Annotated in this window: 21 protein-coding genes and 1 pseudogene; 9 read left to right on the top strand and 13 right to left on the bottom strand. The window is 66.0% G+C overall.

Going from position 1 to position 22,736, the window contains the following annotated elements:
- Positions 1 to 134: 134 nt before the first annotated feature.
- Both K4G59_RS20625 and K4G59_RS00095 read left to right on the top strand, forming a co-directional pair.
- A pseudogene (locus K4G59_RS20625) lies at positions 135 to 248 on the top strand (HTH domain-containing protein); the annotation flags it as partial.
- A 775-nt stretch (positions 249 to 1,023) separates the two neighbouring features.
- Complete coding sequence (locus tag K4G59_RS00095) at positions 1,024 to 2,061, top strand: BglG family transcription antiterminator (protein ID WP_231248461.1); 1,038 nt, start codon at positions 1,024 to 1,026, stop codon at positions 2,059 to 2,061.
- A 75-nt stretch (positions 2,062 to 2,136) separates the two neighbouring features.
- Here K4G59_RS00095 and moaA read toward each other — a convergent pair whose 3' ends face one another.
- The 11 genes from moaA to K4G59_RS00045 all read right to left on the bottom strand — a co-directional run bounded on the left by moaA (position 2,137) and on the right by K4G59_RS00045 (position 12,612).
- Positions 2,137 to 3,126 (bottom strand): GTP 3',8-cyclase MoaA, encoded by a 990-nt coding sequence (gene moaA / locus K4G59_RS00090; RefSeq protein WP_231248460.1) that lies wholly within the window; start codon positions 3,124 to 3,126, stop codon positions 2,137 to 2,139.
- A gap of 65 nt (positions 3,127 to 3,191) precedes the next feature.
- Entirely contained in the window at positions 3,192 to 4,175 is a 984-nt protein-coding gene (locus K4G59_RS00085; protein ID WP_231248459.1) for an electron transfer flavoprotein subunit alpha/FixB family protein, read from the bottom strand.
- A 158-nt stretch (positions 4,176 to 4,333) separates the two neighbouring features.
- Complete coding sequence (locus tag K4G59_RS00080) at positions 4,334 to 5,116, bottom strand: electron transfer flavoprotein subunit beta/FixA family protein (protein WP_231248458.1); 783 nt, start codon at positions 5,114 to 5,116, stop codon at positions 4,334 to 4,336.
- A gap of 349 nt (positions 5,117 to 5,465) precedes the next feature.
- Entirely contained in the window at positions 5,466 to 6,356 is an 891-nt protein-coding gene (gene pdxS / locus K4G59_RS00075; RefSeq protein WP_308189311.1) for a pyridoxal 5'-phosphate synthase lyase subunit PdxS, read from the bottom strand.
- Complete coding sequence (locus tag K4G59_RS00070) at positions 6,353 to 6,754, bottom strand: hypothetical protein (protein ID WP_231248457.1); 402 nt, start codon at positions 6,752 to 6,754, stop codon at positions 6,353 to 6,355. Before K4G59_RS00070 ends, pdxS begins: the two co-directional genes overlap by 4 nt.
- A 232-nt stretch (positions 6,755 to 6,986) precedes the next feature.
- Positions 6,987 to 8,177, bottom strand: a complete 1,191-nt coding sequence (locus tag K4G59_RS00065) for an acyl-CoA dehydrogenase family protein (protein WP_231248456.1) — start codon at positions 8,175 to 8,177, stop codon at positions 6,987 to 6,989.
- A 1-nt stretch (position 8,178) separates the two neighbouring features.
- Positions 8,179 to 9,315, bottom strand: a complete 1,137-nt coding sequence (locus K4G59_RS00060; protein WP_231248455.1) for a CaiB/BaiF CoA transferase family protein — start codon at positions 9,313 to 9,315, stop codon at positions 8,179 to 8,181.
- Complete coding sequence (locus K4G59_RS00055; protein WP_231248454.1) at positions 9,312 to 10,811, bottom strand: aldehyde dehydrogenase family protein; 1,500 nt, start codon at positions 10,809 to 10,811, stop codon at positions 9,312 to 9,314. The genes K4G59_RS00060 and K4G59_RS00055 overlap by 4 nt, the downstream gene beginning before the upstream one ends.
- Positions 10,811 to 11,758, bottom strand: a complete 948-nt coding sequence (locus tag K4G59_RS00050) for an aminotransferase class III-fold pyridoxal phosphate-dependent enzyme (RefSeq protein ID WP_308189330.1) — start codon at positions 11,756 to 11,758, stop codon at positions 10,811 to 10,813. Before K4G59_RS00050 ends, K4G59_RS00055 begins: the two co-directional genes overlap by 1 nt.
- A complete protein-coding gene (locus K4G59_RS20310) occupies positions 11,751 to 12,167 on the bottom strand; it encodes an aminotransferase class III-fold pyridoxal phosphate-dependent enzyme (protein WP_308189310.1) in 417 nt (138 codons plus the stop codon). The genes K4G59_RS00050 and K4G59_RS20310 overlap by 8 nt, the downstream gene beginning before the upstream one ends.
- A gap of 139 nt (positions 12,168 to 12,306) precedes the next feature.
- On the bottom strand, positions 12,307 to 12,612 hold the full coding sequence (locus K4G59_RS00045) for a hypothetical protein (protein ID WP_231248453.1): 306 nt from the start codon (positions 12,610 to 12,612) through the stop codon (positions 12,307 to 12,309).
- A gap of 277 nt (positions 12,613 to 12,889) precedes the next feature.
- On the opposite strand from K4G59_RS00045, the gene K4G59_RS20620 reads away from it, so the two are divergent.
- Positions 12,890 to 13,240: a helix-turn-helix transcriptional regulator gene (locus K4G59_RS20620; RefSeq protein ID WP_372461778.1), complete on the top strand. Its 351-nt coding sequence runs from the start codon at positions 12,890 to 12,892 to the stop codon at positions 13,238 to 13,240.
- A 498-nt stretch (positions 13,241 to 13,738) separates the two neighbouring features.
- Complete coding sequence (locus tag K4G59_RS00040; RefSeq protein WP_231248452.1) at positions 13,739 to 15,586, top strand: site-specific integrase; 1,848 nt, start codon at positions 13,739 to 13,741, stop codon at positions 15,584 to 15,586.
- On the opposite strand, the gene K4G59_RS00035 is transcribed toward K4G59_RS00040, so the two are convergent.
- Both K4G59_RS00035 and K4G59_RS00030 read right to left on the bottom strand, forming a co-directional pair.
- Positions 15,583 to 16,143 carry a helix-turn-helix domain-containing protein gene (locus K4G59_RS00035; RefSeq protein WP_231248451.1) on the bottom strand — a complete coding sequence of 187 codons (561 nt, stop codon included), beginning with the start codon at positions 16,141 to 16,143 and terminating at the stop codon, positions 15,583 to 15,585. The genes K4G59_RS00040 and K4G59_RS00035 overlap by 4 nt on opposite strands.
- Before the next feature lie 141 nt (positions 16,144 to 16,284).
- On the bottom strand, positions 16,285 to 16,815 hold the full coding sequence (locus K4G59_RS00030) for a hypothetical protein (RefSeq protein ID WP_231248450.1): 531 nt from the start codon (positions 16,813 to 16,815) through the stop codon (positions 16,285 to 16,287).
- A gap of 730 nt (positions 16,816 to 17,545) precedes the next feature.
- On the opposite strand from K4G59_RS00030, the gene K4G59_RS00025 reads away from it, so the two are divergent.
- The 5 genes from K4G59_RS00025 to K4G59_RS00005 all read left to right on the top strand — a co-directional run bounded on the left by K4G59_RS00025 (position 17,546) and on the right by K4G59_RS00005 (position 22,201).
- Positions 17,546 to 18,172, top strand: a complete 627-nt coding sequence (locus tag K4G59_RS00025) for an endonuclease domain-containing protein (protein ID WP_231248449.1) — start codon at positions 17,546 to 17,548, stop codon at positions 18,170 to 18,172.
- Positions 18,173 to 18,254: 82 nt separating this feature from the next.
- Positions 18,255 to 18,479, top strand: a complete 225-nt coding sequence (locus tag K4G59_RS00020; protein ID WP_231248448.1) for a helix-turn-helix domain-containing protein — start codon at positions 18,255 to 18,257, stop codon at positions 18,477 to 18,479.
- Complete coding sequence (locus tag K4G59_RS00015) at positions 18,476 to 19,912, top strand: hypothetical protein (RefSeq protein WP_231248447.1); 1,437 nt, start codon at positions 18,476 to 18,478, stop codon at positions 19,910 to 19,912. Before K4G59_RS00020 ends, K4G59_RS00015 begins: the two co-directional genes overlap by 4 nt.
- Positions 19,909 to 20,307, top strand: coding sequence for a hypothetical protein (locus K4G59_RS00010; protein WP_231248446.1), 399 nt, complete (start codon positions 19,909 to 19,911; stop codon positions 20,305 to 20,307). Before K4G59_RS00015 ends, K4G59_RS00010 begins: the two co-directional genes overlap by 4 nt.
- 1,225 nt (positions 20,308 to 21,532) lie before the next feature.
- Positions 21,533 to 22,201 carry a hypothetical protein gene (locus K4G59_RS00005; protein WP_231248445.1) on the top strand — a complete coding sequence of 223 codons (669 nt, stop codon included), beginning with the start codon at positions 21,533 to 21,535 and terminating at the stop codon, positions 22,199 to 22,201.
- Positions 22,202 to 22,736 lie beyond the last annotated feature (535 nt).

Raw genomic sequence — 22,736 nt, 5'->3', positions numbered from 1 at the left:
CATGAGCGTGCGGCCACCTCCGCCCGGCGACCACCACACCACTTTCCGCGATTGCGGAACGCCGACACGACGCCTGCGCCGCACTGTCGCGCCACACTGGTGCCACGACGGGGCGCGATGAAGGTCAGGTGGCGATGGATAGGCACGAGCGACTGGTCGCTCGGCTGCGCGGGGCGGGCACGTGGGTGTCTGCCGCTGACCTGGCCTCCGACCTCGGCGTTACGACGCGCAGCGTGCGCAACTACGTCACGGCACTCAACGAAGCGACCGGTTCCGGCTTCGTCGAGGCGTCGCACCGGGGCTACCGGCTGGGGACCGCTGCCCGGTCGGCGCCGACCACGCTCGTGCCGCTCTCCCACCCGCCGAAAGCCCTGAGGGCGCCCGAGCGCCTGCACCAGGTGCTGCGTGATCTGGTGTCGGCGGGGACCGCCGTCGACGTCCACCAACTCGCCGAGAGCCTCAAGGTCAGCTCGTCGACGATCGAGAGCGACCTCGGCCGGGCTCGCGTCCTCCTCCCCCAGTACCGGCTCGTCCTCGTCCGCGACCGCGAGTCGCTGCGCATCGAGGGCGCCGAGGTCGACAAGCGCCGTCTCATCCGGCACACGCTCACGCAGGCCACCACGCAGACCCGGCTGCTGCAGCTCGACGCCGTACAGGCGGCCTACCCCTCGTACGACGTCGCCGAGCTCAAACGGGTCGTGCTGCAGTCGCTCTCCCGCTACAGCCTTGAAGTGAACGAGTACGCGATCAACACCCTCGTCCTCCATCTGGTCATCGCGATCGACCGGATCACCGAGGACCGCACCGTGACCACGGCCCCTGTGCACGCCGCGGCGGACGATCGGATCAACAGCGCTGTGCAGGACCTGGTGAGGTACGCCGAGACGCAGTACGGCGTCGAGGTCGACCCGCGGGAGACCGCGGCCCTCGTGGCCGTGGTCGCCAGCAAGAGCACGTTGCGCCTCGGCGACGTGGTGGACAGCGACGCAGTCATGTCGGCGGTCGGCGCGGTACGTCGTCCTGGTGCGGACGATCTGCAGGGAGCTCAGCAAGCACTATCTCGTCGACATCGAGGACGAAGCCCTGGTTGCCGGTCTCGGCCTGCACATCCGCAACCTCGTGGTGCGCGCCTCGGCCGGTCGCCCGGTCAGCAACCCGCTGGCTGCTCAGATCAAGCAGGCCCATCCGCTCGTGCACGAGCTCGCGATCTACTTCGCACAGCACGTCGAGCTCGCGTTCGACGTGCCGGTCTCCGAGGACGAGATCAGCTTCATCGCGCTGCACATCGGCGGCTGCCTCGAGCGCCAGCGCGAACGCATGGACCAGACGAGCGTGGCCCTCGTGGTGCCGAAGTACTACCGGATGCACGAGGACCAGTCGAAGGCGCTGGCCATGAGCCTCGGGGACCGCGCACGGGTGGTGGCGACGTACACCTCCGCCGACCAGGACTGGTCGCGTGTCGACGCAGACCTCATCATCACGCCCATCGAGATCCCGCACCTGCATCCCGCGCGCCAGGTGGTCGTGAGCCCGCTCCTCACCCAGCACGACCTCGACACGATCCATGGGGCTGTCCAGGCCGCCCGTCGTCGGTCCTCCTGGCTGAGGGCAGTCCACCAGCTGCGTCAGCTCGTGGACCGCGAGCTCTTCTTCAGCGGGGGGCCATGGCGGGAGCGCGACGAGGTCATCACCCACCTGGTGGCGGCGATGCAGGCGCAGGGTGTGGTGGGAGACGCCTTCCTCGGCCAGGTCCTCGAGCGTGAGGCCATGTCACCCACGTCGTTCAGCAAGGGACTCGCCGTGCCGCACGCGATGACGATGGACGCCCACCGCTCCGCCATCGCGGCCTACATCAGCGAAGCGCCGATCGCATGGGGCGGGAGTGAGGTCAAGCTCGTGCTGCTCGTCGCGTTCAACGCCGATGAGCGGCGGCTCTTCCGCGAGGTGTTCGACCAGATGATCGTCACGCTGTCCGAGTCGAGTCGGGTGCAGAGGCTGGCGACGCCCGGGACGGACTACGAGACCTTCATCGCCGACCTCATGGACCTGATGGACGCGTGAAAACCATCGGCCCCTGAACGTAGCCGTCTTCGGGGTGTAGTAATCAGAGCGCGATTCGGGGGCGGGCCGGCTCAGTCAGCCGCCGATGGCGGACATCGGGCGGTCGGGCTGGAGGAAGGTCACGTCGTCGATGCCGTGGCCGGCCCGCTTGCCTAGCATCGCGATGACCCAGCGCTCGGCGATCTCTCCGTCGGTCGCGCCGGAGCGCAGCGCCGCACGCAGGTCGGACTCCTCGCGCGCGAAGAGGCAGTTGCGGACCTGGCCGTCCGCGGTGAGGCGGACCCGGTCGCAGTCACCGCAGAACGGGCGGGTGACCGAGGCGATGATGCCGACCGTGGCCGGGCCGCCGTCGACGTCGAACAGCTCGGCGGGGGCGCTCCCCCGCGGCTCGCCGTGCGGGGTGAGCGCGAACTCCGCGGACAGCTGGTCGAAGATCTCGTCGGCCGTCACCATCGCGGCGCGGCTCCAGTCGTGCTGGGCGTCGAGCGGCATCTGCTCGATGAAGCGCAGCTCGTAGCCGTGCTCGATGCTCCAGCGCAGCAGCTCGGCCGCCTGGTCGTCGTTGGTCCCGCGCAGCAGCACGGCGTTGAGCTTGATCGGTCCGAGGCCGGCGGCCTTGGCCGCCTCCAGGCCGGCGACGACGTCCTTGAGCCGGTCGCGGCGGGTGATCGTCGCGAACGTCTCGGGCCGCACGGAGTCGATGCTGGCGTTGATCCGGTCGAGGCCGGCGTCGGCGAGGGCCTGCGCGGTGCGCGACAGGCCGAGGGCGTTGGTCGTGAGCGACGTCTCCACGCCCAGGGCGTGCGTGCGGCTGACGATGTCGACCAGCCCGCGGCGCAGCAGGGGCTCCCCGCCCGTGAAGCGGACCTCGCGGATGCCGAGCCGCTTGACACCGATGGTGATGAGTCGGACGATCTCGTCGTCGGTCAGCGTCTGCTCCGTCGGGAGCCAGTCGAGGCCCTCGGCCGGCATGCAGTAGTTGCACCGCAGGTTGCACCGGTCGGTCAGGGACACGCGCAGGTCCGTGGCCACGCGGCCGAAGCGGTCCGCCAGGGGTGTCGTCATGGCTGCCGGTGTATCGGCGCGCTGGCACGGGTCAGGATTAGGAACATCGTCGGCATCAACGTCTCCTAGTGAGCGGCGGATCTGTCGGTGATCTGTTGGCGTGCCGCTGGCAGGACGGTGTGGAGGTCGCCCACCACACCGAAGTCGACGAGCTCGAAGATCGGGGCCTCGGGGTCCTTGTTGACCGCGACGATCGTCTTCGACGTCTGCATGCCGGCGCGGTGCTGGATCGCACCGGAGATGCCGTTGGCGACGTAGAGCTGCGGCGACACGGTCTTGCCGGTCTGGCCGACCTGGAACGCGTGCGGCATCCAGCCGGAGTCGACCGCTGCGCGGGACGCGCCCACGGCCGCACCGAGCGAGTCGGCGAAGCCCTCGACCGGCTCGAAGTTGCCGCCGGTGCCACGACCGCCCGAGACCACGATCGCGGCCTCGGTCAGCTCGGGACGGCCGGTGGACTGACGCGGCTGTGTGGCCACGACCTGCGCACCCTTGGCGGCGTCGGAGATCGTCGCGGCGAACGCCTCGACGGCACCGGCGCCCTCGGCCTCCTCGGGCGCGGCCGAGTTGGGCTTCACCGTGATGATCGGCGTGCCGGTGGTGACCTTCGCCTGCACCGTGTAGTTGCCGGCAAAGACGCTCTGGGTGGTCACCGCCGACCCATCCGATCCAGCGGAGACGTCGACCGCGTCGGTGATCAGGCCGGAGCCGATCTTGATCGCCAGGCGGGCGGCGACCTCCTTGTTCTCGAAGGTCGACGGCAGCAGGATCGCGGCCAGGTCTCCGTTCGAGCTCGCCTGCTCGACGAGCTGCTGGAGCGCCTCGGCCTTCGGAGCCACGAGGAAGCCCTTGATCGGGGCGTCGTCGATGACATAGACCTTCGCGGCGCCGTACCTCTTGACCTTCTCGGCCACGGCGTCGCCCTGGTCGGGCGAGCCGAAGAACACGGCCGACGGCGCGCCGAGTCGGCGCGCGATCGTGAGCAGCTCGTAGGTCGGCTTCTTGACCTCGCCCTCGGCGTGGTCGATGACGACAAGAACTTCGGACATGGCTTCTGATCCTCTTGTTTGGGAGGCGGCGTTTCAGCCTTGTGGTGAGCCGGACGCCATTGCGGCGTATCACGAGGGTCGGTGTGAGTGACGGCCAAGAGTCGACGCAATGGCGCCCGGCGGTTCGGGTAACGGCCGCTCTTGGCGGCCCGGTCCTGTCAGATGAACTTCTTGGACGCGAGGAACTCGACAAGCGCAGTGGCGCCCGATCCGTCCTCGTCCGTGACGACCTCGCCGGCGGTGCGCGGCGGGCGGGCGGTGGTGTCCTCGACCTGCGTGTAGGCCACCGACAGGCCGACCTGCTCGGCGTCGAGGCCGAGGTCGGTGAGCGACCAGGTCTCGAGTGGCTTCTTCTTGGCGGCCATGATGCCCTTGAACGACGGGTAGCGGGCCTCGCCCGACTGGTCGGTCACGCTCAGCACGATCGGGAGGGTCGCGCCGATGACCTCGGTCGAGCCCTCGTTGTCGCGCTTGATGCGGACCTGGTCGCCTTGCGACTCGACCACGGAGGCCAGTGTGACCTGCGGCAGGCCGAGGCGCTCGGCGAGCATGGCCGGGACGACCGAGCCGGAGGCGTCGGTCGAGGCCATGCCGCACATGACGAGGTCGGCGCCGGTGTCGGCCTTGATCTTCTCGATCGCCTTGGCCAGCACGAGCGAGGTGCCGAGGTAGTCGGAGCCCGCGATCGCGTCGTCGACCACGTGGACGCCGGAGTCGGCACCCATCTGGAGCGCCTTGCGGACCGCGTCGACGGCCTTCTCGGGGCCGACGGTGAGCGCGGTGACGGTGATGTCCTCGCCCTCGCGCTTCTCGCGGAACTGCAGCGCCTGCTCGACGGCGTACTCGTCCAGCTCGGACAACAGGCCGTCGACACCGACGCGGTCGACGGTGTTGTCGTCCTCGAACTTGCGGTCGGCCGTGGCGTCCGGCACGTACTTCACACACACAACGATGTTCACCTGATCCGCACCTTCTTCGCATTGAGGGGGTCGACAGGATTGCTGACCGCGACGTCGGACTTTCGCTTCCGACGGTGCCATACGGACTCGCACTTGGCTGGCGCGCTCGAGGGGGTTGTAACGACTAGGAGGCACTGACGGCAGGAGGTTGCTGACGGCACGGGAAACGCTTGGCCCCACCACTTCACCCAGGTCGAACAGTCAAGACCGCACGCCGTGCGCGCGGTTCCCATCTCCTTGGCGTGGGCCAGAGAGGTTGGGCTGCCGTCGAGCCCGGGTTCGGCGTTCTCGCCGAATTGAGCTACGACAAACCACCTGTGTGTCGACATCGTCACCATTCCCGCTCGGCCAGGCGGTGCGGCTGCGGGATCTCGTCGACGTTGATGCCGACCATGGCCTCGCCGAGGCCGCGCGAGACCTTCGCGACGACGTCGGGGTCGTCGTGGAAGGTCGTCGCCTTGACGATCGCCTCGGCGCGCTGGGCCGGGTTGCCGGACTTGAAGATGCCCGAGCCGACGAAGACGCCCTCGACGCCGAGCTGCATCATCATCGCGGCGTCGGCCGGGGTGGCGATGCCGCCGGCGGTGAAGAGGACGACCGGGAGCTTGCCCGCGGCGGCGACCTCCTTGACCAGCTCGTAGGGGGCCTGGAGCTCCTTGGCCGCGACGTAGAGCTCGTCCTCGGAGAGGCCGTGGAGGCGGCGCAGCTCGGCGCGGATGGTGCGCATGTGGGTGACCGCGTTGGAGACGTCGCCGGTGCCGGCCTCGCCCTTGGAGCGGATCATCGCCGCGCCCTCGGTGATCCGGCGCGGGGCCTCGCCGAGGTTGGTCGCACCGCACACGAACGGCACGGTGAACTGCCACTTGTCGATGTGGTTGGCGTAGTCGGCGGGGGTCAGCACCTCGGACTCGTCGATGTAGTCGACGCCGAGCGACTGGAGGACCTGCGCCTCCGCGAAGTGGCCGATACGGGCCTTGGCCATCACGGGGATGGAGACGGCCTCGATGATGCCGTCGATCATGTCGGGGTCGCTCATGCGGGAGACGCTGCCCTGGGCGCGGATGTCGGCCGGGACCCGCTCCAACGCCATGACGGCGACGGCGCCGGCGTCCTCGGCGATCTTCGCCTGCTCGGCGGTGACGACGTCCATGATGACGCCGCCCTTGAGCATCTCGGCCATGCCGCGCTTGACGCGGCCGGTGCCGAGATACGACGTAGTCACGAGCGCACCTCCTCGTGCGATCGGCGGCGGACGCCAGCGACCGACTCGGTGGTTTGGCGTGCCAAGGTCCAACCGTGTGCCTGAACAAGCACGACGCACCGTCCGCCTGCATTGGAGGCGGTGGCGATGTAATCGACGAGGTGTCCGCCGTGTCGTCTACTGCTGACGATTGCAGTGACGGTGACGACATCGCCTTCGCTGACTGCTGCCAGCGATGCGTGGTCGACCCGCAGCCCGTCGTAGCCGGCCCCACTCCCCTCGGTGCCAGCGACCTTCTTGGATAGCTCTCGCCGGCAGGCGTCGAAGGTGCGCAGCACTTCGCTAACACCCAACGGGCAATCGGATGGTGTGACGACAACGCTGTTGGACGTGCGTTCGCGGCAGTCGGTGGTGCTCATCGGTAGAGCTTTCTCGGTCGGTGGGCTTGCAACGGTCATGACGCCAACGCGGCGGCGGCGGTGCGAAGTGTCAGGTCGTGCAACCTCGCGTGGTCGATTGCTATGACAAGGACGTGTTTCCGCGCGGTCGCAGACCCCTGCAATGGCGGCGTTCGTCTGGCCGGCACCGACTACTCCAACTCGCTCGATCGTCTTCATCGTGTAAGTCGTCCTTGACCTGACTTGCTTGTTCTCAACGGAATGCCTCGTGCCCGGTCATTGCTTGACCCACCACGAGGGTGTGCATCTCGACGGTTCCTTCGTACGTGAGGACCGATTCGAGGTTGTTCATGTGCCGGATGACCGGATACTCAAGGGAGATGCCGTTAGCGCCAAGGATGGTGCGCGCTGTGCGGCAGATGTCGAGCGCTTCGCGGACGTTGTTGAGCTTGCCGAGGCTCACCTGCTCGGGTAGCAGAGTGCCGGCGTCCTTGCGGCGCCCCAGATGGAGAGCAAGGAGCACACCCTTCGTGTACTCGAGGTTCATGTCGACAAGCTTCTGCTGGGTCAACTGAAAGGCGGAGATCGGCTTGCCGAACTGGACACGCTCGTTTGCGTAGGAAAGCGCAGCCTCGATGGACGACCGAGCAGCACCCATGGCACCCCACACGATTCCGTATCGCGCTTCATTGAGGCAGCTGAGAGGGCCCTTGAGCCCAATCACCTCCGGAAGCACGGCGGACTCGGGCAAACGCACACCGTCCAACACGAGCTCGCTGGTCACCGAAGCGCGCAGCGACATCTTGTGCTTGATCTCGGGTGCGCTGAAGCCTGGGGTGTCAGTGGGGACGACGAAACCACGAACGCCTTCGTCGGTCATGGCCCACACAACCGCCACGTCTGCGACGGTGCCGTTGGTGATCCACATCTTGCGTGCGTCGAGGACCCAGTCGCTGCCGTCGCGTCGCGCGCGGCTTCGCATGTTGCCGGGGTCGGACCCAATGTCCGGCTCGGTGAGCCCGAAGCAACCGATGGCATCACCAGCAGCCATGCGCGGGAGCCACTCGTTCTTCTGGTCCTTCGAGCCCCAGCGCCATATCGCGAACATCGCTAGTGATCCCTGGACGGAGACAAGTGACCTGATGCCCGAGTCGGTGGCCTCGAGCTCGAGGCACGCCAGTCCATACTCCGTGGCAGACATGCCGGCGCAGCCGTAGCCCTCGAGGTGCATGCCGAGCACGCCGAGCGTCCCGAGCTCCTTGGCCAGCCCCCGGACGTCGTCGATGGCACCGCTCTCGAACCAATCGGCGACGTAGGGGGCGATCCGCTCGGCGCACAACTGCCGCACGGTGTCTCGGACAGCCCGCTCGTCAGCCGTAAGCAAGTCGCCGATGCCGGCAGGGTCCAGGGGCTCAAAAAGCGGCAGCTTGGTGGAGGTGCTCATCTCAGGTTGTCTCCTCGTTCAGCCAACGACGGACCTCGTCGTTGTGTTCGCCCAACAGCGGGGGCGCGGTGTAGTTCGTGACGGGGGTGCTGGAAAACGTGATGGGGTTGCGTACCTGCGGTGGCCGACCGTTGCCGACTGCGACCGTGGGTTCGAGGCCAAGACGCTCCGCCAACGCGAACGCGTCTGCGACACTCCCCACCCGCCCTGCCGGAACACCGACTGCGGTGAGGCTTTCAATCCAGTTGTCGACGGTGTCACCTGAGAGTGCGGCCTCGATCAATTGGACCAAGTCCTCGCGGTTGGCGACGCGGTCAGCATTTGTAGCGAACCGGGGGTCGTTAGTCAGGCCGGGAGCGCCGATAGCGTCAGAGAGTTTTTTGAACTGGTGCTCGTTGCCGCAGCACACGGCGAGGTGACCGTCCTTCGCTCGCAGCGTTTCGTATGGCGCTATGGACGGATGACGGTTGCCCATCAGGGTCGGACTGATGCCGGTGGTGAGGTAGGCCGAGGCTTGGTTCACCATGGAACCGAGCAGGCTGGTGAGCAGGTTCACCTCGACGCATTGACCTTGGCCGGTAGTAGATCGCGCGTGCAGGGCGGCGAGGATTGCTGTGACCGCATCTTTCGACGTCAGCACGTCGACTAGTGCCACGCCGACCTTGGTGGGATCGTCCGTGCCGGTCACGCTCATCAGGCCGCCGAGCGCTTGAACGAGGAAGTCGTAGCCAGCCATGTTCGCGCCCTGGCGGCTGCCGAAGCCGGTGATGGACGCATAGACCACCCCGGGGTTGCCTGCGGAGACCTCCGCATAGCCCAACCCACGACGCGCTAACGCGCCCGTACGGAAGTTCTCGATGAAGACGTCGCAGCGCGAGGCGAGCTCATGGGCGACCCGAAGGTCGTCCGCGTCGGCAAGGTCGAGTTCGATTGACTCCTTCGACCGGTTGGCGCACTCGAAGTAGCTGCTGGAGGAGGCGGTCCAGGGCGGACCCCAGTGCCGGGTGTCGTCACCTACGCCCGGGCGTTCGACTTTGACTACGCGAGCTCCCAGGTCCGCGAGCGTTGCGGCTGCGAGGGGGCCGGCGAGTACGCGGCTGAAGTCGGCGACGAGGATCCCGTCGAGTGGGAGGGTCACGAGTCGGTCCCGAGAACCAGTCGTCCACCGATACGTCGTGGCACGCGCCACGGGTTGGCGGCCTGCGCCGGGGTGGGCAACCACGCATCGTGTGCGGACTGGAAGGCGACGGGACGAAGAAAGCGGGCGAGACCTGCTGCCCCGACAGAGGTTGCCGAAGCGACGGATGTCGACGGCCACGGACCTCCATGCTGCTGAGCCCACGCGAAAGCGACCCCGGTAGGCCACTCATTCACGGCAACGCGGCCCACCTTGCGCGAGAGCAGCTCCATCAATGCGGGCGCCTGCGCGTCATCCTCGCCACCGGTGATGAGGCTGGCTGCAAGCGACGACTGAAGTGCGCAAAGGGCTTCGCGGAGCTCGTCGTCACCGTCGTACTCGCACACGAGGGCTACAGCACCGAAGCACTCTTCGAGGAGCCGACTACCGGGCCGCAGCGCGGACACGTCGGCGCGCAGCACTGCAGCGGGCGCGGACCAACCCTCGCCGGAGGCAGCCACGTGGTCCACCACGACCGCGCCAGCGTCCTCCATCTCTCGGAGACCCGTCTCGACCGAGTCAGCGATAGCCCGCGTCAGCATGACGGGGGTCGGCGACGACGCCCGGAGAGCGGCCGCGACCTCCTGGGCCGCGTGCGTCCCCCGGGGAGCCAGCATGATGCCGGGTTTGGTGCAGAACTGACCGCTGCCCAGGGTGAACGACCCGACGAACCCTGCCGCCACTGAGCCCATGTCGCGGGAACCATCTCGAGTGACGACGACTGGGTTTACGGTGCCCATCTCTGCGTAGACCGGGATCACTGTCTCGCGCTCGTTGGCCAGACGCCACAGAGCAAGGCCGCCGCTCTGCGAACCAGTGAACGCGACGGCTGTAATGCCAGGGGCTTGGACAAGGTTGATCCCCGCCTGGTGCCCGACGACGACGTCGAATGTCCCCGTCGGTGCCCCAGCAGCCAGCAGCGCCTGGTGCGCGATTTCCGCCTGTCGCAGGCTCAGCCCCACGTGTGCAGGGTGCGCCTTGACGACGACCGGGCACCCTGCCGCCAGCGCCGCTCCGGTGTCGTTGCCCAGCACGCTGAAGGCGAATGGGAAGTTGCTGGCGCCGAAGACCGCCACGGGGCCGACGGGACGATTCACCCGCACGAGCTCTGGCGTCGTGTCCGTCCGCGGATCGATCGTCACGCCGAGGTGCGATCCCTCGACCGCGACATCGCCATAGAAGCGAAGTTGGTTGGCGGCGCGGTTCACCTCGCCGGTCAGCCGATCCAGCCCGAGCGCGGTCTCGGTGTCAGCCAGGCGCGCAAGTTCGTCCTGATGCGCCTCAAGACCGTCGGCGATCGCTCGCAGCCACTCGCGCAGATCGTGCGGACTGGTCGCCGCGAGTACCGGAGCGGCACCTGCGGCACGCTGCACGATGTTCAGCACCTCGGCCGTAGTCGTCTCCTCCGCAGACTCCGCCGGAAGTCCGGTACGCGGATCGTGCGAGACCACGCTCATCAGGCGACCTCGGAGGAGGCCCGGATCGTCGAGATCGCAGCCTCGAGTACGGAGACTGCCTCATCGAGAAGATCCATGGAGATGACCAGCGGCGGAAGAAGTCGGATGACGTTGCCGAAGGTTCCACACACGAGGGTCAGCACGCCCTCACGGTGACAGTACGCAGCCACGGACTTGGCGACCTCCGGTGCGGGGTCGGTCGTCCCTGGCTTCACGAACTCGAGGGCGAGCATCGCTCCGCGGCCCCGGACGTCTCCGACGGGCGAGTCGTGGCCCAGCAGCGCCTCGAGGCGCGGTATCACCCGAGCTTCGATCTGCTGGGCACGCTCGACGAGGTTGTCGCGCTCGATGGTCTCAAGCGCGCCGAGGGCCGCGGCGCACGCCACGGGGTTGCCGGCGTAGGTACCACCGAGGCCGCCCGGCGCGACGGCGTCCATCAGCTCGGCCCGCCCTGTGACAGCAGCTAGCGGCATGCCTCCGGCCAGCGCCTTGGCAGTCGTGATGAGGTCAGGGACGACGTCCTCGTGCTCGCAGGCGAACATCGCGCCGGTACGGCCGAGGCCCGTCTGTATCTCGTCGGCGACAAACACGATTCCATGAGCGGTCGCAAACTCCTGGACCGCTTTGAGGTAGCCAGCCGGAGGGACGATGAAGCCACCCTCGCCCTGGATGGGTTCGGCCACGATCGCGGCGACGTTGTGTGCCCCGATTTGGGTCAGCACCGTGTCGGTGAGCGCGGCCAGCGCCTCCTCTGCGGCGTTGTCGGCTCCCGAGGGCCAGCGGAAGGGGTACGGAGAGGGGACGCGGTAGACCTCGGGCGCGAACGGACCGAAACCTTCCTTGTAGGGAACGTTCTTCGCCGTCATCGACATCGTCAACAAGGTCCGGCCGTGATAGGCGTGACCCAGGACCACGACGGCTGGCCGGCCGGTCGCCGCCCTAGCGATCTTGATCGCATTCTCGACCGCCTCGGCACCGGTGGTGAAACAAAGCAGTCTTCTTGGGGTGATCGCCGGGCGTGAGGCGGTTCAGAGCAGCCGCCACATCGACAAAGCCCTCGTATTGCGTCACGAGGAAGCACGTGTGAGTGAAGCGCTCTGCCTGCTCTGCCACACGACGGGCTACTTCCGGATCCGAAGCACCAACGCTCGTAACGGCGATACCGGACGCAAGGTCGATGATGTGATTGCCGTCGACGTCAACGATGATGCCGCCGCCAGCCCGCTCCACGAAGATCGGCATGGTGGTACCCAGACCGGCGGCCAGTTCGGCCCCGCGCTGCTCTTGGAGCTTCAGGGACTTGGGGCCGGGGATGGCGGTCGCAAGGATGCGACGCTGTTCGGGCTGGTGCGACACGTTGCCTCCGTCGAATGGGTCTTGTCCGACGCTAGGCAGCACCAGAAGTCGCGGTCTGTGCGTGTTCCGACGAAAACGCTGCCGTGCTTGTGCAGACCGGCTAACTGGCGCCCACCTCGGGCCACGCAGGCTTTGTTGCTCAAACGCGCTCATCGCCGGGATGCGCGAGAAGAGCGCCGGACCCTGTCGAATCGAGGTGTGGGTTTCTCAACAAACCACGGTCGTCCTTGGTGTAAAGAAGCGCATCCGTAACGTCACTGTGAAGGAGGTGCTTGTCGGGTGGCTGGCTTCCGGGTGCGCCAGCGGCAACTATCGAATCAAAATCCGGCCGCCCCGGATGCGACGACGCCTCGTTCAGCCAGAGAAGGCTCTCGCGCACCAGCGTCAGCGCACTGATCCCGTAGACCAGTCCGCTGACGTCGGCGAGATTGCGAGCGCCGGCCATGGCTCGACCGCGCCCGCAACCTCTGGGCTGGAGCAGTCGGAGACACGCCCCTTACACGCAGGATCGCCCATGGGCCCCCGACCGCGGGCGGTTCTTGCGGTACGGGCGACGGCGAGCCGCAGAGACAAGAGCGACGGGGCCGTGAACAAGCGCGCAACACCGCCTCGGACACCGTGGCGGCATTGGCTGGTTTGCGTCGGCGCCTGCCTTCGCTGTGTTCAAACCTCCATTTTCGCAATTGCGCGGCCTCGCCCCGGCGTCCCGCTACACTTTATAGATGGTATCTTCCGAGTCCGGTCACCATGAGGCACTCACCCTGGCCGAAGCGGCGCAGCTGGCGGGTGTTTCCCGCGACACAATCAAGCGCCGCCTACGAAACGGCGCTTTCCCTCACGCCTTCCGCGGGCGGGGTTCCGGCCCGGGCGGGCCGTGGTGCATTCCAATGACTGACCTCATCGCTGCAGGCCTCGCCGTAAACGCCACGGACGTCCTGCGCGACCGAGGGCAGGATCTCGAGACTCAGCTTGCCATCGCGCAAACCGAGGCCAGGCTGCTGCGGAGCCACGTCGACGACTTGCGTCGGGCACTCAACAGGTCCTGCTCCTGCGAGCGGGCGCCAAAGCCCTAGTTTCCCGGTACAGAGGCCACGACGTCCTGCCGATAACAAGTCCATGCGAAATGGACCTCCCGACGATGCTTGCCCGCTCGCCGAATCGCCGTCGCCCGCGGGATCCGCGCTGCGGCCTGCACAGCGTCTTGCACGGATGAACGCGGATGCACTAGTGCGTGGCGCCGACTGCGCTCTGACCTGCCGCTTTGTCTCACTAACGGGTTTCGCTTACATCTATGCTGGAACGGCTGGGGTGCGGGGTACCGAGGGGTGCCGCTGTGCGATCCGAGCCAAAAGCGCAGGTCAGCGGCTCGCAAGCACCTCCGCCGACGCGTCGTCACGCGACGGCAAACCGCTTCGATCTTGCAGCCATGCAAGCAAGATCTGGGGCACTTTGCAGCACACGACTGCTCCTGTGCACCGGTGGTCGAGCCTCGAAACTGGGGCACCGCGAGGGCGCATTGACGCAGACTGGTGCACGCTATTGGAGCGCAGCCCGCGTCCGGGGGGCGAGTCATGATGCGCGAGGCTGGAGTCACACGTACGGGCGAGCGGTATCGAGTTCAGCGCCAACAGGGATCGCGGCACATCCGTGCCTCGTTCGACAGTCTCGAACAAGCCAACGCCTACTCGCTGGCGGTTAGTGCTGCCTGGGCTATCGGCGAGTTGCCTCCTGCCGCGCAAGAATTCAAGAAGAGGTTCGTACGGAAGATGACCGTCAAGGTCGATCCGGCCGTGCCTACGAGGTTGGACGACCTCGTCGAGTACGCGATCGTTACCCATCAGCAGAACAAGCACCTCGACCCCGAGGGGGTGCCGACGAAGATGCGTGGCCAGTGGCGCAAGCAGGGGCATCACTTTGGCAACCCAGACATCCGCGATCTGAGGCGGGCCGACGTGCATCGCTTCGTCGATCATCTGTACGCCGCGCGTCTCTCGCGTTCCACAGCGAACGAATACATCCGCTTGGTGAGGATGGCGTGCGCTCAAGCAATCGAGTTCGGGCTGACTGGCGGGAACGTCGCTCAGGGTGTGTCTGGACGACACCAAGACAATCCTCTTCGTCCACGCGCGCGAGTCCAGCCTCGCCCGCTCACGCCCACTGAGGTCAAGACGCTGGCGGCCCAGTTCGACCCTTGGCTCCGGCTCTCGGTGTTCCTCATGTATGTCGCCTGCCTTCGGCTGAGCGAAGTCTTCGGCCTCGAACTCCGCGACTGGGACCCCGTCACCCAGACTTTGCGCATTCGTCGACAAGGTGGGTCCGGAAAGAACGAAGGCAAGCGCGATCCGTACGCACCAGACGAGGCCGACGGAAGGCTCAAGACCAAGAGCAGTCGGCGAACTCTGCCGCTCGCACCAGTGCTAGCCGAAGCGATCGATCGTCACATCGACACGTTCCATGGCTCACGCCCGACCTCCCCCGAGAAAGAAGAGGCATGGCTCAGGCGGCGGCTCATCAGCACACCCGATATACCCCGGCCGCGCAACACCGTGATCGTCGACCGATGGGACGATGCTTTGCGGCAGACCGGCCTCGACCTCGACACGCTCGGGTTCCCCGTCAACCGGCATTTCCTGCGCAAGGCGGGCTCGACCGTGATCGGAGTCGGAGACATCCGAGGCAAGTTGTGGAGCGGCTACCTGGGCCACAGCACGCCAGCCGAGTTCGGCGGATCGCTTACGACGGTGCAGCACTACTTCGACCTTCCTGACGAGGAGCTCATCGTTGTGGCTCATCGGTGGGAAGAAGTCCTGCGCGAGACGGTGGGCGACTTGGTCATCACCGACGAATGGTGGAGTTCACCCCACGCAACAATCCAGGAGGCCGCCACAATTCTGCGGGTCCATGACAGTCACATCCTCTGGCTAGTGCGGCAGGGGCATCTCCTCCTCGCGCCAGAGGACGAGGTCGATTCGTGGCGACACCGCGCCGGGGTCAACCGCTCTCGCACGCGCGTGATGATCTCAGGCCCGAGTGTGTACGCCGAGGTGGATCGCCGCGCCCGCCTGGCAAACACGCTGAGCGAGAAGGACGCTGCGCGGGAACTTGGCATCGCGACCTGGTACGTGAAGAAGCTGCGCGAGCGCGGACTTCTGCACGCAGACCAGCAGGAGAGCGGCGTGTGGTGCTACGAGCGTGCAGCCGTTGAGAAAGTCGCTCAGACGCTGGCCGAGGAGCGCGACCATGCCGACAGTTACGCGAGCCTCGCTGAGGCTGCAAGTCTTGTTGGGCTGCCGCAGCACGGTTTCGTCAGGATCTACGGTGACACCGTGAGCAGCCGGACTCTTCTTGTCACCGGTCGCTACGAGTATCTTCGAGCGGACCTCGAGCGCACGGCACGCCGCAAAGTCGAGCCCTCCTAGGCGTCAGCTTCACTGGCCAAGTCATCGACGCCTATCGACACTTCGGAGTCCGCCGTGAGGCGTGCCGGTAAGTCGGCTGCTTGTAGCGCCCGCAGGATCACGGGTTCAGCGACGACGGCAGCGGATATTTCATCTGGGGCCGAGACGCCAATCCCGAGAGTGAGTGACTTCAGCTCGCTTGCGACGAAGGCAGCGCCGGGGACCCCAAGTTCCGCGGCAGACGCGTCCAGCAGAGCGTCGAGAAGCTGGGCCATGACGTCGTCCTGCATCTCTTCGTCCACGTCGGACCAGCGCCAGACGCTGTGGGGAACCGGTTCCATGATGAGAGATTCCGCGCGGACACCTAGAACGGTTGCAAGGGCCCGAAGCGTGCTCAGCCTGGGATTGGCTAGGCCGCCGTTCGCAGCGCGCCCAACCTCAAGCAGCTGATAGTGATTACGTGATATGCCCGCCGCGCGTCCTAGATCCGCTTGGCTCAGCCCGATGGCTTCGCGAAGGTGGCGCAGGTTGTGGCCGAGTACGCCGATGATGTGCGCCATATCTGACTGACCGGTCACAGGATCAGGCTACGCGGTTGCGAAACGTGCTGGTGCGAACGTCCGTGTGTAGCTGGCTGAGCTACACACGGACGTTCGGGCCCTCGGTCGGTCGACGAAGGATTAGATAGCCGGAACAGTCCAGGAGCGGTGGTCAGTGTTTCAGCGTTCGTCCATCAGAACTCGCGCATCCGCGATTGCCCTGAGCAGGGATCCACACTGACCGTCGTCGCACCATCCGGCGGGACCATGGTGATTAGTGTCGTGCGAGTCCCGCACCGCCTTCTCGAACCGGTCGGTGATCCGCCCGAAGATCTCGTCCGCTTCCTTCCAGCCTGCTTGCCGTCCCTCATCCCATCCAGCCTCGTAAGTCTCGGCGAACAGCGTTCGGGTCGAGTCTGCATCGTCGTCGGACTGATCGCGTGCCACGGACTCAGCGCGTCCGCCGTCGCGAAGCGTGACCCGCAGGCCGTCCTTGTTGCCGACGATATGTATGTCGTCCAGATCGGTTGCGTTCCAGTCCACCTCCCTGTCGGGTTCGTCGCGCAGTGCGCGTTGACCGGGCACGGCCCCCCGGACCGTGACCCTGATCCCGTCCTTATCGACGGCCAACAGGAGCACGCCGTAGTCGGTCGCCACCTCCCACACTTCGGTCTGGGTATAGGTCGAAGGGTCTTCATCTTGATTCGGCACGAAACAACCACCTGAGTCAGCGTTGGCGCTCGGTGCGTCAACTGGTCTGAGGTCTATCGGCCGGATTTGAGTCCGTGCCCCCTGCATGTCCGAAAGCGGCCTGGCCCGTGGTCCTCAGCTCTCATTCGTAGGAACGACCTGCGTCGGTAGGCGTCCAGATCGGACAAGTCGTCATCAGTCCACCGACCCCTACCATTTATAGATGGTACTTTGTTCACGTCGCACCCCGCGATGCACTATTCGCCTCAGAAGGGTTCCTGTGAGCCAGCCCAAATCGTCCTCGGCCGACGGCCGTCCAGCCGAGCACGCCGTGCCACTCCCCCGATACTCGTTCGAGGCCCCCGCAGGATGGGCCCATTACGACGGACCGTTGCATGGCCTCCTGGAAGAGCAGAAGGGCAGGTGCGCGGTCTGCTCGGAAGAAGTCCGGTGGAGCAGCGAGGGCGGTGACACTGACCGCGTGGTCGCGTGCTCGTTGCGGCAGTGGGTGGAGGACAGCCTGTTGCTGGGCCTGGTCTGCGCTCGCTGTTTGCGGAGGTACAAGACCATGCGGGTAGCACCCGACGGGAAGGCCGTGCGCGGACTCCCGCGTTTCCTTGCCGACCCTCCCGCTCAGCGCTGTGCGGCCACAGCCGGGCTCGGCCTACAGAGTCGACCGCGGCGCTTCAATTCGCTACTGGCCCCGACCGAAGTCCCAGAACCCAAGTCGTGGTCGTACACCAACACCGTCGTGCACTCACTGTTCTTGTGGCAACGAGGTCGCTGCGCGATCTGCTCCACCGGGCTACCCGTCGCCACCCGCTCGCGGTTCGTCCACGTCGACCACGACGAGGATTCGGGGCTGATCCGAGGGCTCCTCTGTCACCGCTGCAACACGTGCTTGGGCCAGGACTGGCAACACGCGTGGTGGGAGCACCACGCCCCCACCGTCGAGGCCTACGAAGAGTTTCCGCCTGCTCAGATCTGTCCGGCAACACGTGGGCTGACTATGAAGGATCGCAGGCGTCCTGCCGCGTTGTCGTGGAGCGCAGACCGCAACGAAATCCTGTTGGACGGCCTACCGAAGGGCATTGCCTCCCCGCCCGCAACCGCGCCGACGCCCGCAAAGTGGTTCGCCCTGCGGTACGCGTCGGAGGCTCCGGTCGGCCTACCGCTCGCCATGGAGGCGTCACTGCTGCTGTTGCACTCGGACAACGGCGAAGATGCCTGGTTCTCCTTCTTCATGGACCCACCCGCGGCAGCGGCCCTGCAGCAGCCGCGATGCATTCTCAAGATCCGCCAGTCCGACGTCTTGGCGATCACTGAGCACACGACGATGCAGGACGCCTTGGCCGCCGCATTCGCTCCGCCGAACTAACCCCGCCGGACCCACTGCCGCGAACCCGTAGCTGCGTTCGTGGCACGTCCTGCGATGACGAAAACCTGCCGATACGTCACGCATGAGCGCTGACCCCATCGACCGATCAACTCATGCTGCGGACGAATCTCTGCTATCCATCGACGCCTTCGCGCTGTGGATTGGAGTCAGTTCGCACACCGTCCGCAAGTGGACCGCCAAGGGACCGACTACTGGGTTGGTGCCTCGCATGCTTCGCATCAACGGCCAGATCCGCTTCCGGCCGAGCGACGTCCGCGAATGGCTCGACAGCAAGGAGATCCGATGAACACCGTCTGGGGTGTCTACAACCTGCAAGGCAAGTTGGTCGACGGGACTCACGTCGATGCCGATCACCGGCAGTGCGTCCGATGGTTCGTGCGCTGGCGCGTCAACGGAGCAGAACACAAGCGGACCTTCCGACAGAAGGGCCACGCGAAGACGTGGCGCGACCAACTCAACAGGGCTCGACTCATGGGTTGGGCGGCGGACAAGCGCGGGTGGCCTCTCGACCCGGCGGCCGCGGCCCCAACCAGCGAACCGCAAGCCGAAGAAACCCGTGCGCTGACCTTCGAGCACTACTGCAACGACGTGTGGTACCCCTCTGCGCGAGCCGGCAGTGATTGGTCACACAAGAACCGAATCGGCCACCGCGCCAACATGCGCCTCGCCATCGAAATTCTTCGCTACGGCGAACGCGACCCTCGCGCGGCCGCAGCTGGAGCGAGGTCTGGCGACTCAATGTTCATGAACGACATAGTCCCGGACGACGTTCTTCGCGCGATTGCTGCGCGCAAACTCATCAACAAACGCACTGCCGCCGTCAATGCTCGACGTATCGAGAAAGCCTTCGCGTCGGGGGTCCAAGACGTCGAACTGATCGAGGAGCGTGCAACCACTACGACGGTGCGAGCCTTCTACATCACGCTTGCAATGATTCTGCGCTCCGCGTTCAACAGCGAGCAGATCCCACGCAATCCCCTGCTGGGCACCTCCAAGCGCGCTCCCAAACCGCAGCAGCCGCGCTTGAGTCACCGGATCGTGCCGTCGATCGACGAGGTCTTCGATCTTGCAGACGCCATCGCAAAGCTAGGCCCGCGAGGAACGGACGGTCGACCTTCCGGTGAGCGATTCCGGTCACTCATCATGTGTGCTGGCACCCTCGCACCCCGCCCCGGCGAACTGACTGCGCATCGACCTGAATGGATCGACTGGGGTGACCCAGTGATCGTGCGGTTCGAAAGGACGGAGGCCGCCGTCTATGACACCGAGGAAGGAGTGCGTGGCCGCGAGGTTCGTCACCTCAAGCACCGTGTTGCAACCGATGTTCGCGCCGTGCCTGCGCTAGCGGCTGTAGCGGACGCACTGCGTGTGCACCTAGAACGCGGGTACGCTTCGCCGCACCGAACCTGGACCAGCCCAACCGGAACAGCCGGTCTCGACTGGCACAACATCATCGACACGTATTGGCGCCCCGCCTGCGAGCAGGTCTTCGGCGGGACCGACAAGGCTGAACTCGCCGTGATGTCCCCAAGCACGCTTCGCAAGGCTGCTATCACGTTTTGGCTGGACTCGAACATCAATCCCTACTTGGCAGCGGAATGGGCCGGGCACTCCGAGGACGTGTCGAAGCGCTACTACGCTGGCCGGGCCAACACGTCCTTCGCGGACGAAGCCGCTCTGCTCGCCGCACGCCGCTCGACCGACACTTCGCTCGGATGAGCCTCGAACCTGACCTCGCAAAGGTGCCAACGCCCGTGCCACAAGTCCTGTGGGAGATCTTCGGCCACGAGGTTGCACTCACCGGTGACGGATACCTCGACCCCGACAACTATGACCCTGAGTTCAACGTCCGCTGCCTCGAGTGCGTCGACCAGGTGACGGGGAAAGTCCTCACGTTCTACACCGACGAGTTCGCCACCTACCCAGTTGCGGGCGTCGACCACAACCGTGTCCTTCGCGCTCTCGCCGATCACCTGACCCACAACCTGGCCTACCGGATACCAGCCGGCGTCGTGGACGCGGCCATCATGTTGGCGAGCCTCAGCGATGATGTCGCAGCAGGCATCGAACTCTTGGGTGAGCACCTCACCGCGTACTCGCCCGAGCCGAGCTAGGCCCACTCGAACTCGGACAATCCACCCCACTGGCCGCAACGGTCGTGCCGTACGGCTCATGTGATCTCGCGCAGTTGGTCCGCCAATAGCTCAGGACCACTCAGGCTGTACACGTTCGCAAGTCGCTTCTTCGCGTGGGGCCCTCCAGGCCGACCGCGGACCTCGAGTCGCACAACTCCACGCCGCTGCAGGTTGGCCATGCGTGTACGGAGTCGCCGTTCCGGCACTCCGGTCGTCTCCTGTAGCGCGCGACGACCGAACGCCACTCGAGGCGACTCGACGTCAGAGATCTTGTCCAGGAAGGCCATGAGAAGCAGCGCCTCGTCCGGGTTCAACTCCGCAACAATCTCCCGCGTCAGGAACGCATCCCAGCGGCGGACCAAGAGCCTGGCCTCATCGCGGTAGCGACTCCGATCGCGTAGCGCCACCGCGTGACCTTGGTCCAAGGCTCGGCTCCACACCCGCGTTAAGTACTGGTAGTACTCGTTCTGACTGCGCGGCCGTCCCTTAACGAAACGCGCCTGCTGACCCAACTTGCGTCGCGGATCCACCACGAGCGCTAGCCAGTCCTGCTCCCCCATGCCTGCGCAGACTGCGCTCAACGCCGTTGACATCAACGCATGGTCGACCGCCCTGTCTCCGCGTTGTTTCAGGGCGTCGGCCGACACCCCATCGGTGAGCAAGTCGACGTAGCGCCCGCGGAGTGTTCCGCCCGACGTCTTCTGAGGGCGATGCGGAGGGCTAGGTGCAAGTGTCACGGCACAGGTCCTTCGAGGTCGGTCGGTTGTTGACGACTCGGTTATCGGCGGTCCACCGCACTCCTGAACACCCCGCCGCGGTCTTTTTTCGCCGCCAGCTCTTTGCACCGCGGACAAAGGTGCCTTGCTGGCGCATCCCCTAAGACGCGGGCTACGCCCTTAGTGGGACGCCGCAGCTGATGGGGCGTCCGACCCCTTTGCGAGGGGTCGGACGAAACGTGTCGGCTCGGGGCTCGGAAGTGTCATCGACCGTTCTTGTCCACTGCTGTACGCAAGCGGCTGCCCATGGTGGAGATGCGCGCCGCCCCACGTTCGTTCACTGACGGCACTACTTATCGGGAGCATTCCCCGGCCAACGCGCCAACTCCTCTCACGTCTGGCATCCGCCAACACCCCGTGAGGTCAAGTCGACGGGGAAGCAAGCCGATAACTAAGGAGACAGCTACGACACGACCGAGGAGCAAGACGTGCACAACCACTCGTTCAACTCAACCAAGACTCCCGTGCCACCCGTCGGGAATAGCGCCGCTTCTCAAGTACTCGCCACTGCAGCACGGATCGGCCAGATCCATCCGCGCAACGCCGCTGCTCGCGACCGCGCGCGGCGCCTTGTCTGGGCCGACGCAAGAGCTGTGCTGGCATGGACGGACTGCGATGGAACGGACGGACGCCTTACAAGCCTGGAACTTGCCGCGCTTGACGACCTTCGCGCCGTGCGCCACGAGGTGACTAGTTTGGACGACGAGGACCTGTCTCTGGTTCTTCAGGGCCTACTTGAGATCCATCTGGAGTTGGCCGTTCGATGGATCGACGATCGCCTCGAGCCTGCTGCGCTTGCCATGGCGGCGTTTCCCCCGCCCGACATCATGCACCCGGCAGATCACTTGCGACCCCCCAGCACTGTCCTCGCTGCGGAACTGGCCACGACCTGGCACAGCGTCTGTTTTGGCCAGACCAACGACGGTGAGCGTCAGCGTGCAGACCAGTCCCTGCGCCGCATCTGGCAGGCGTCCGCCCGGACGTTCCGGGCAGCTGTTGTGTTCGAAGTCAGCGAGGCCGCCGCATCAGTAGCGTTGGCTCACCTCAGCCGGCGACCGGCGGGTCAGTTCGAGCATTTCGAGGACCTTCTCCCTTGAACTGCTCTAGCGACAGGCTCCGGCGAACCGGCACCGCAAGCGATGCACACGTCCTTCATCGTCTCGAAACACCCCTGCCGTCGCTCGACTTGAGCGGTCACCGCGAACTCACGGGCGTCTGTCGATCGAACGTTCCTGACGCCGTTCAGTACCGACACCTTCCCACGAGGCCAGCTGGCGACGTACCGTCGATGGGCTGGGTGACATCCGCTGCGTCGGCGATCTAGAGGCACCGCCGGCGCCTCTAGGTGGTGGTCGCGCTGCGGACTATCGCGCGGTCACCGCGTCCTTGTCGTCCGGTGGCCTGAGCCGGGTGATCAGCGGCTTGGGCCACCGGCTCACGTCAGCGAGAGGCTGCGGGACCATCTCATCGGGCTTGGGCCTTCTTACGACGGAGCCCAAAGGCGGCTACTAGACGATTCCGGTAGGACCGACGTCTGGCCAGACTCGGTCCAGGTGATCGGCGAGCAGCTCTCCAAGCGGCTGCCCACCGGCTTTTCTGGTGTGGCTCACTATCGGTCTGCAGCCCGCCGGT

Source organism: Nocardioides furvisabuli, from assembly GCF_021083185.1.
GTDB classification, from domain to species: Bacteria; Actinomycetota; Actinomycetes; order Propionibacteriales; family Nocardioidaceae; genus Nocardioides; species Nocardioides furvisabuli.
Note: the sequence above shows the minus strand (reverse complement) of the source record. Positions and strands in the feature narration are given on the sequence as shown.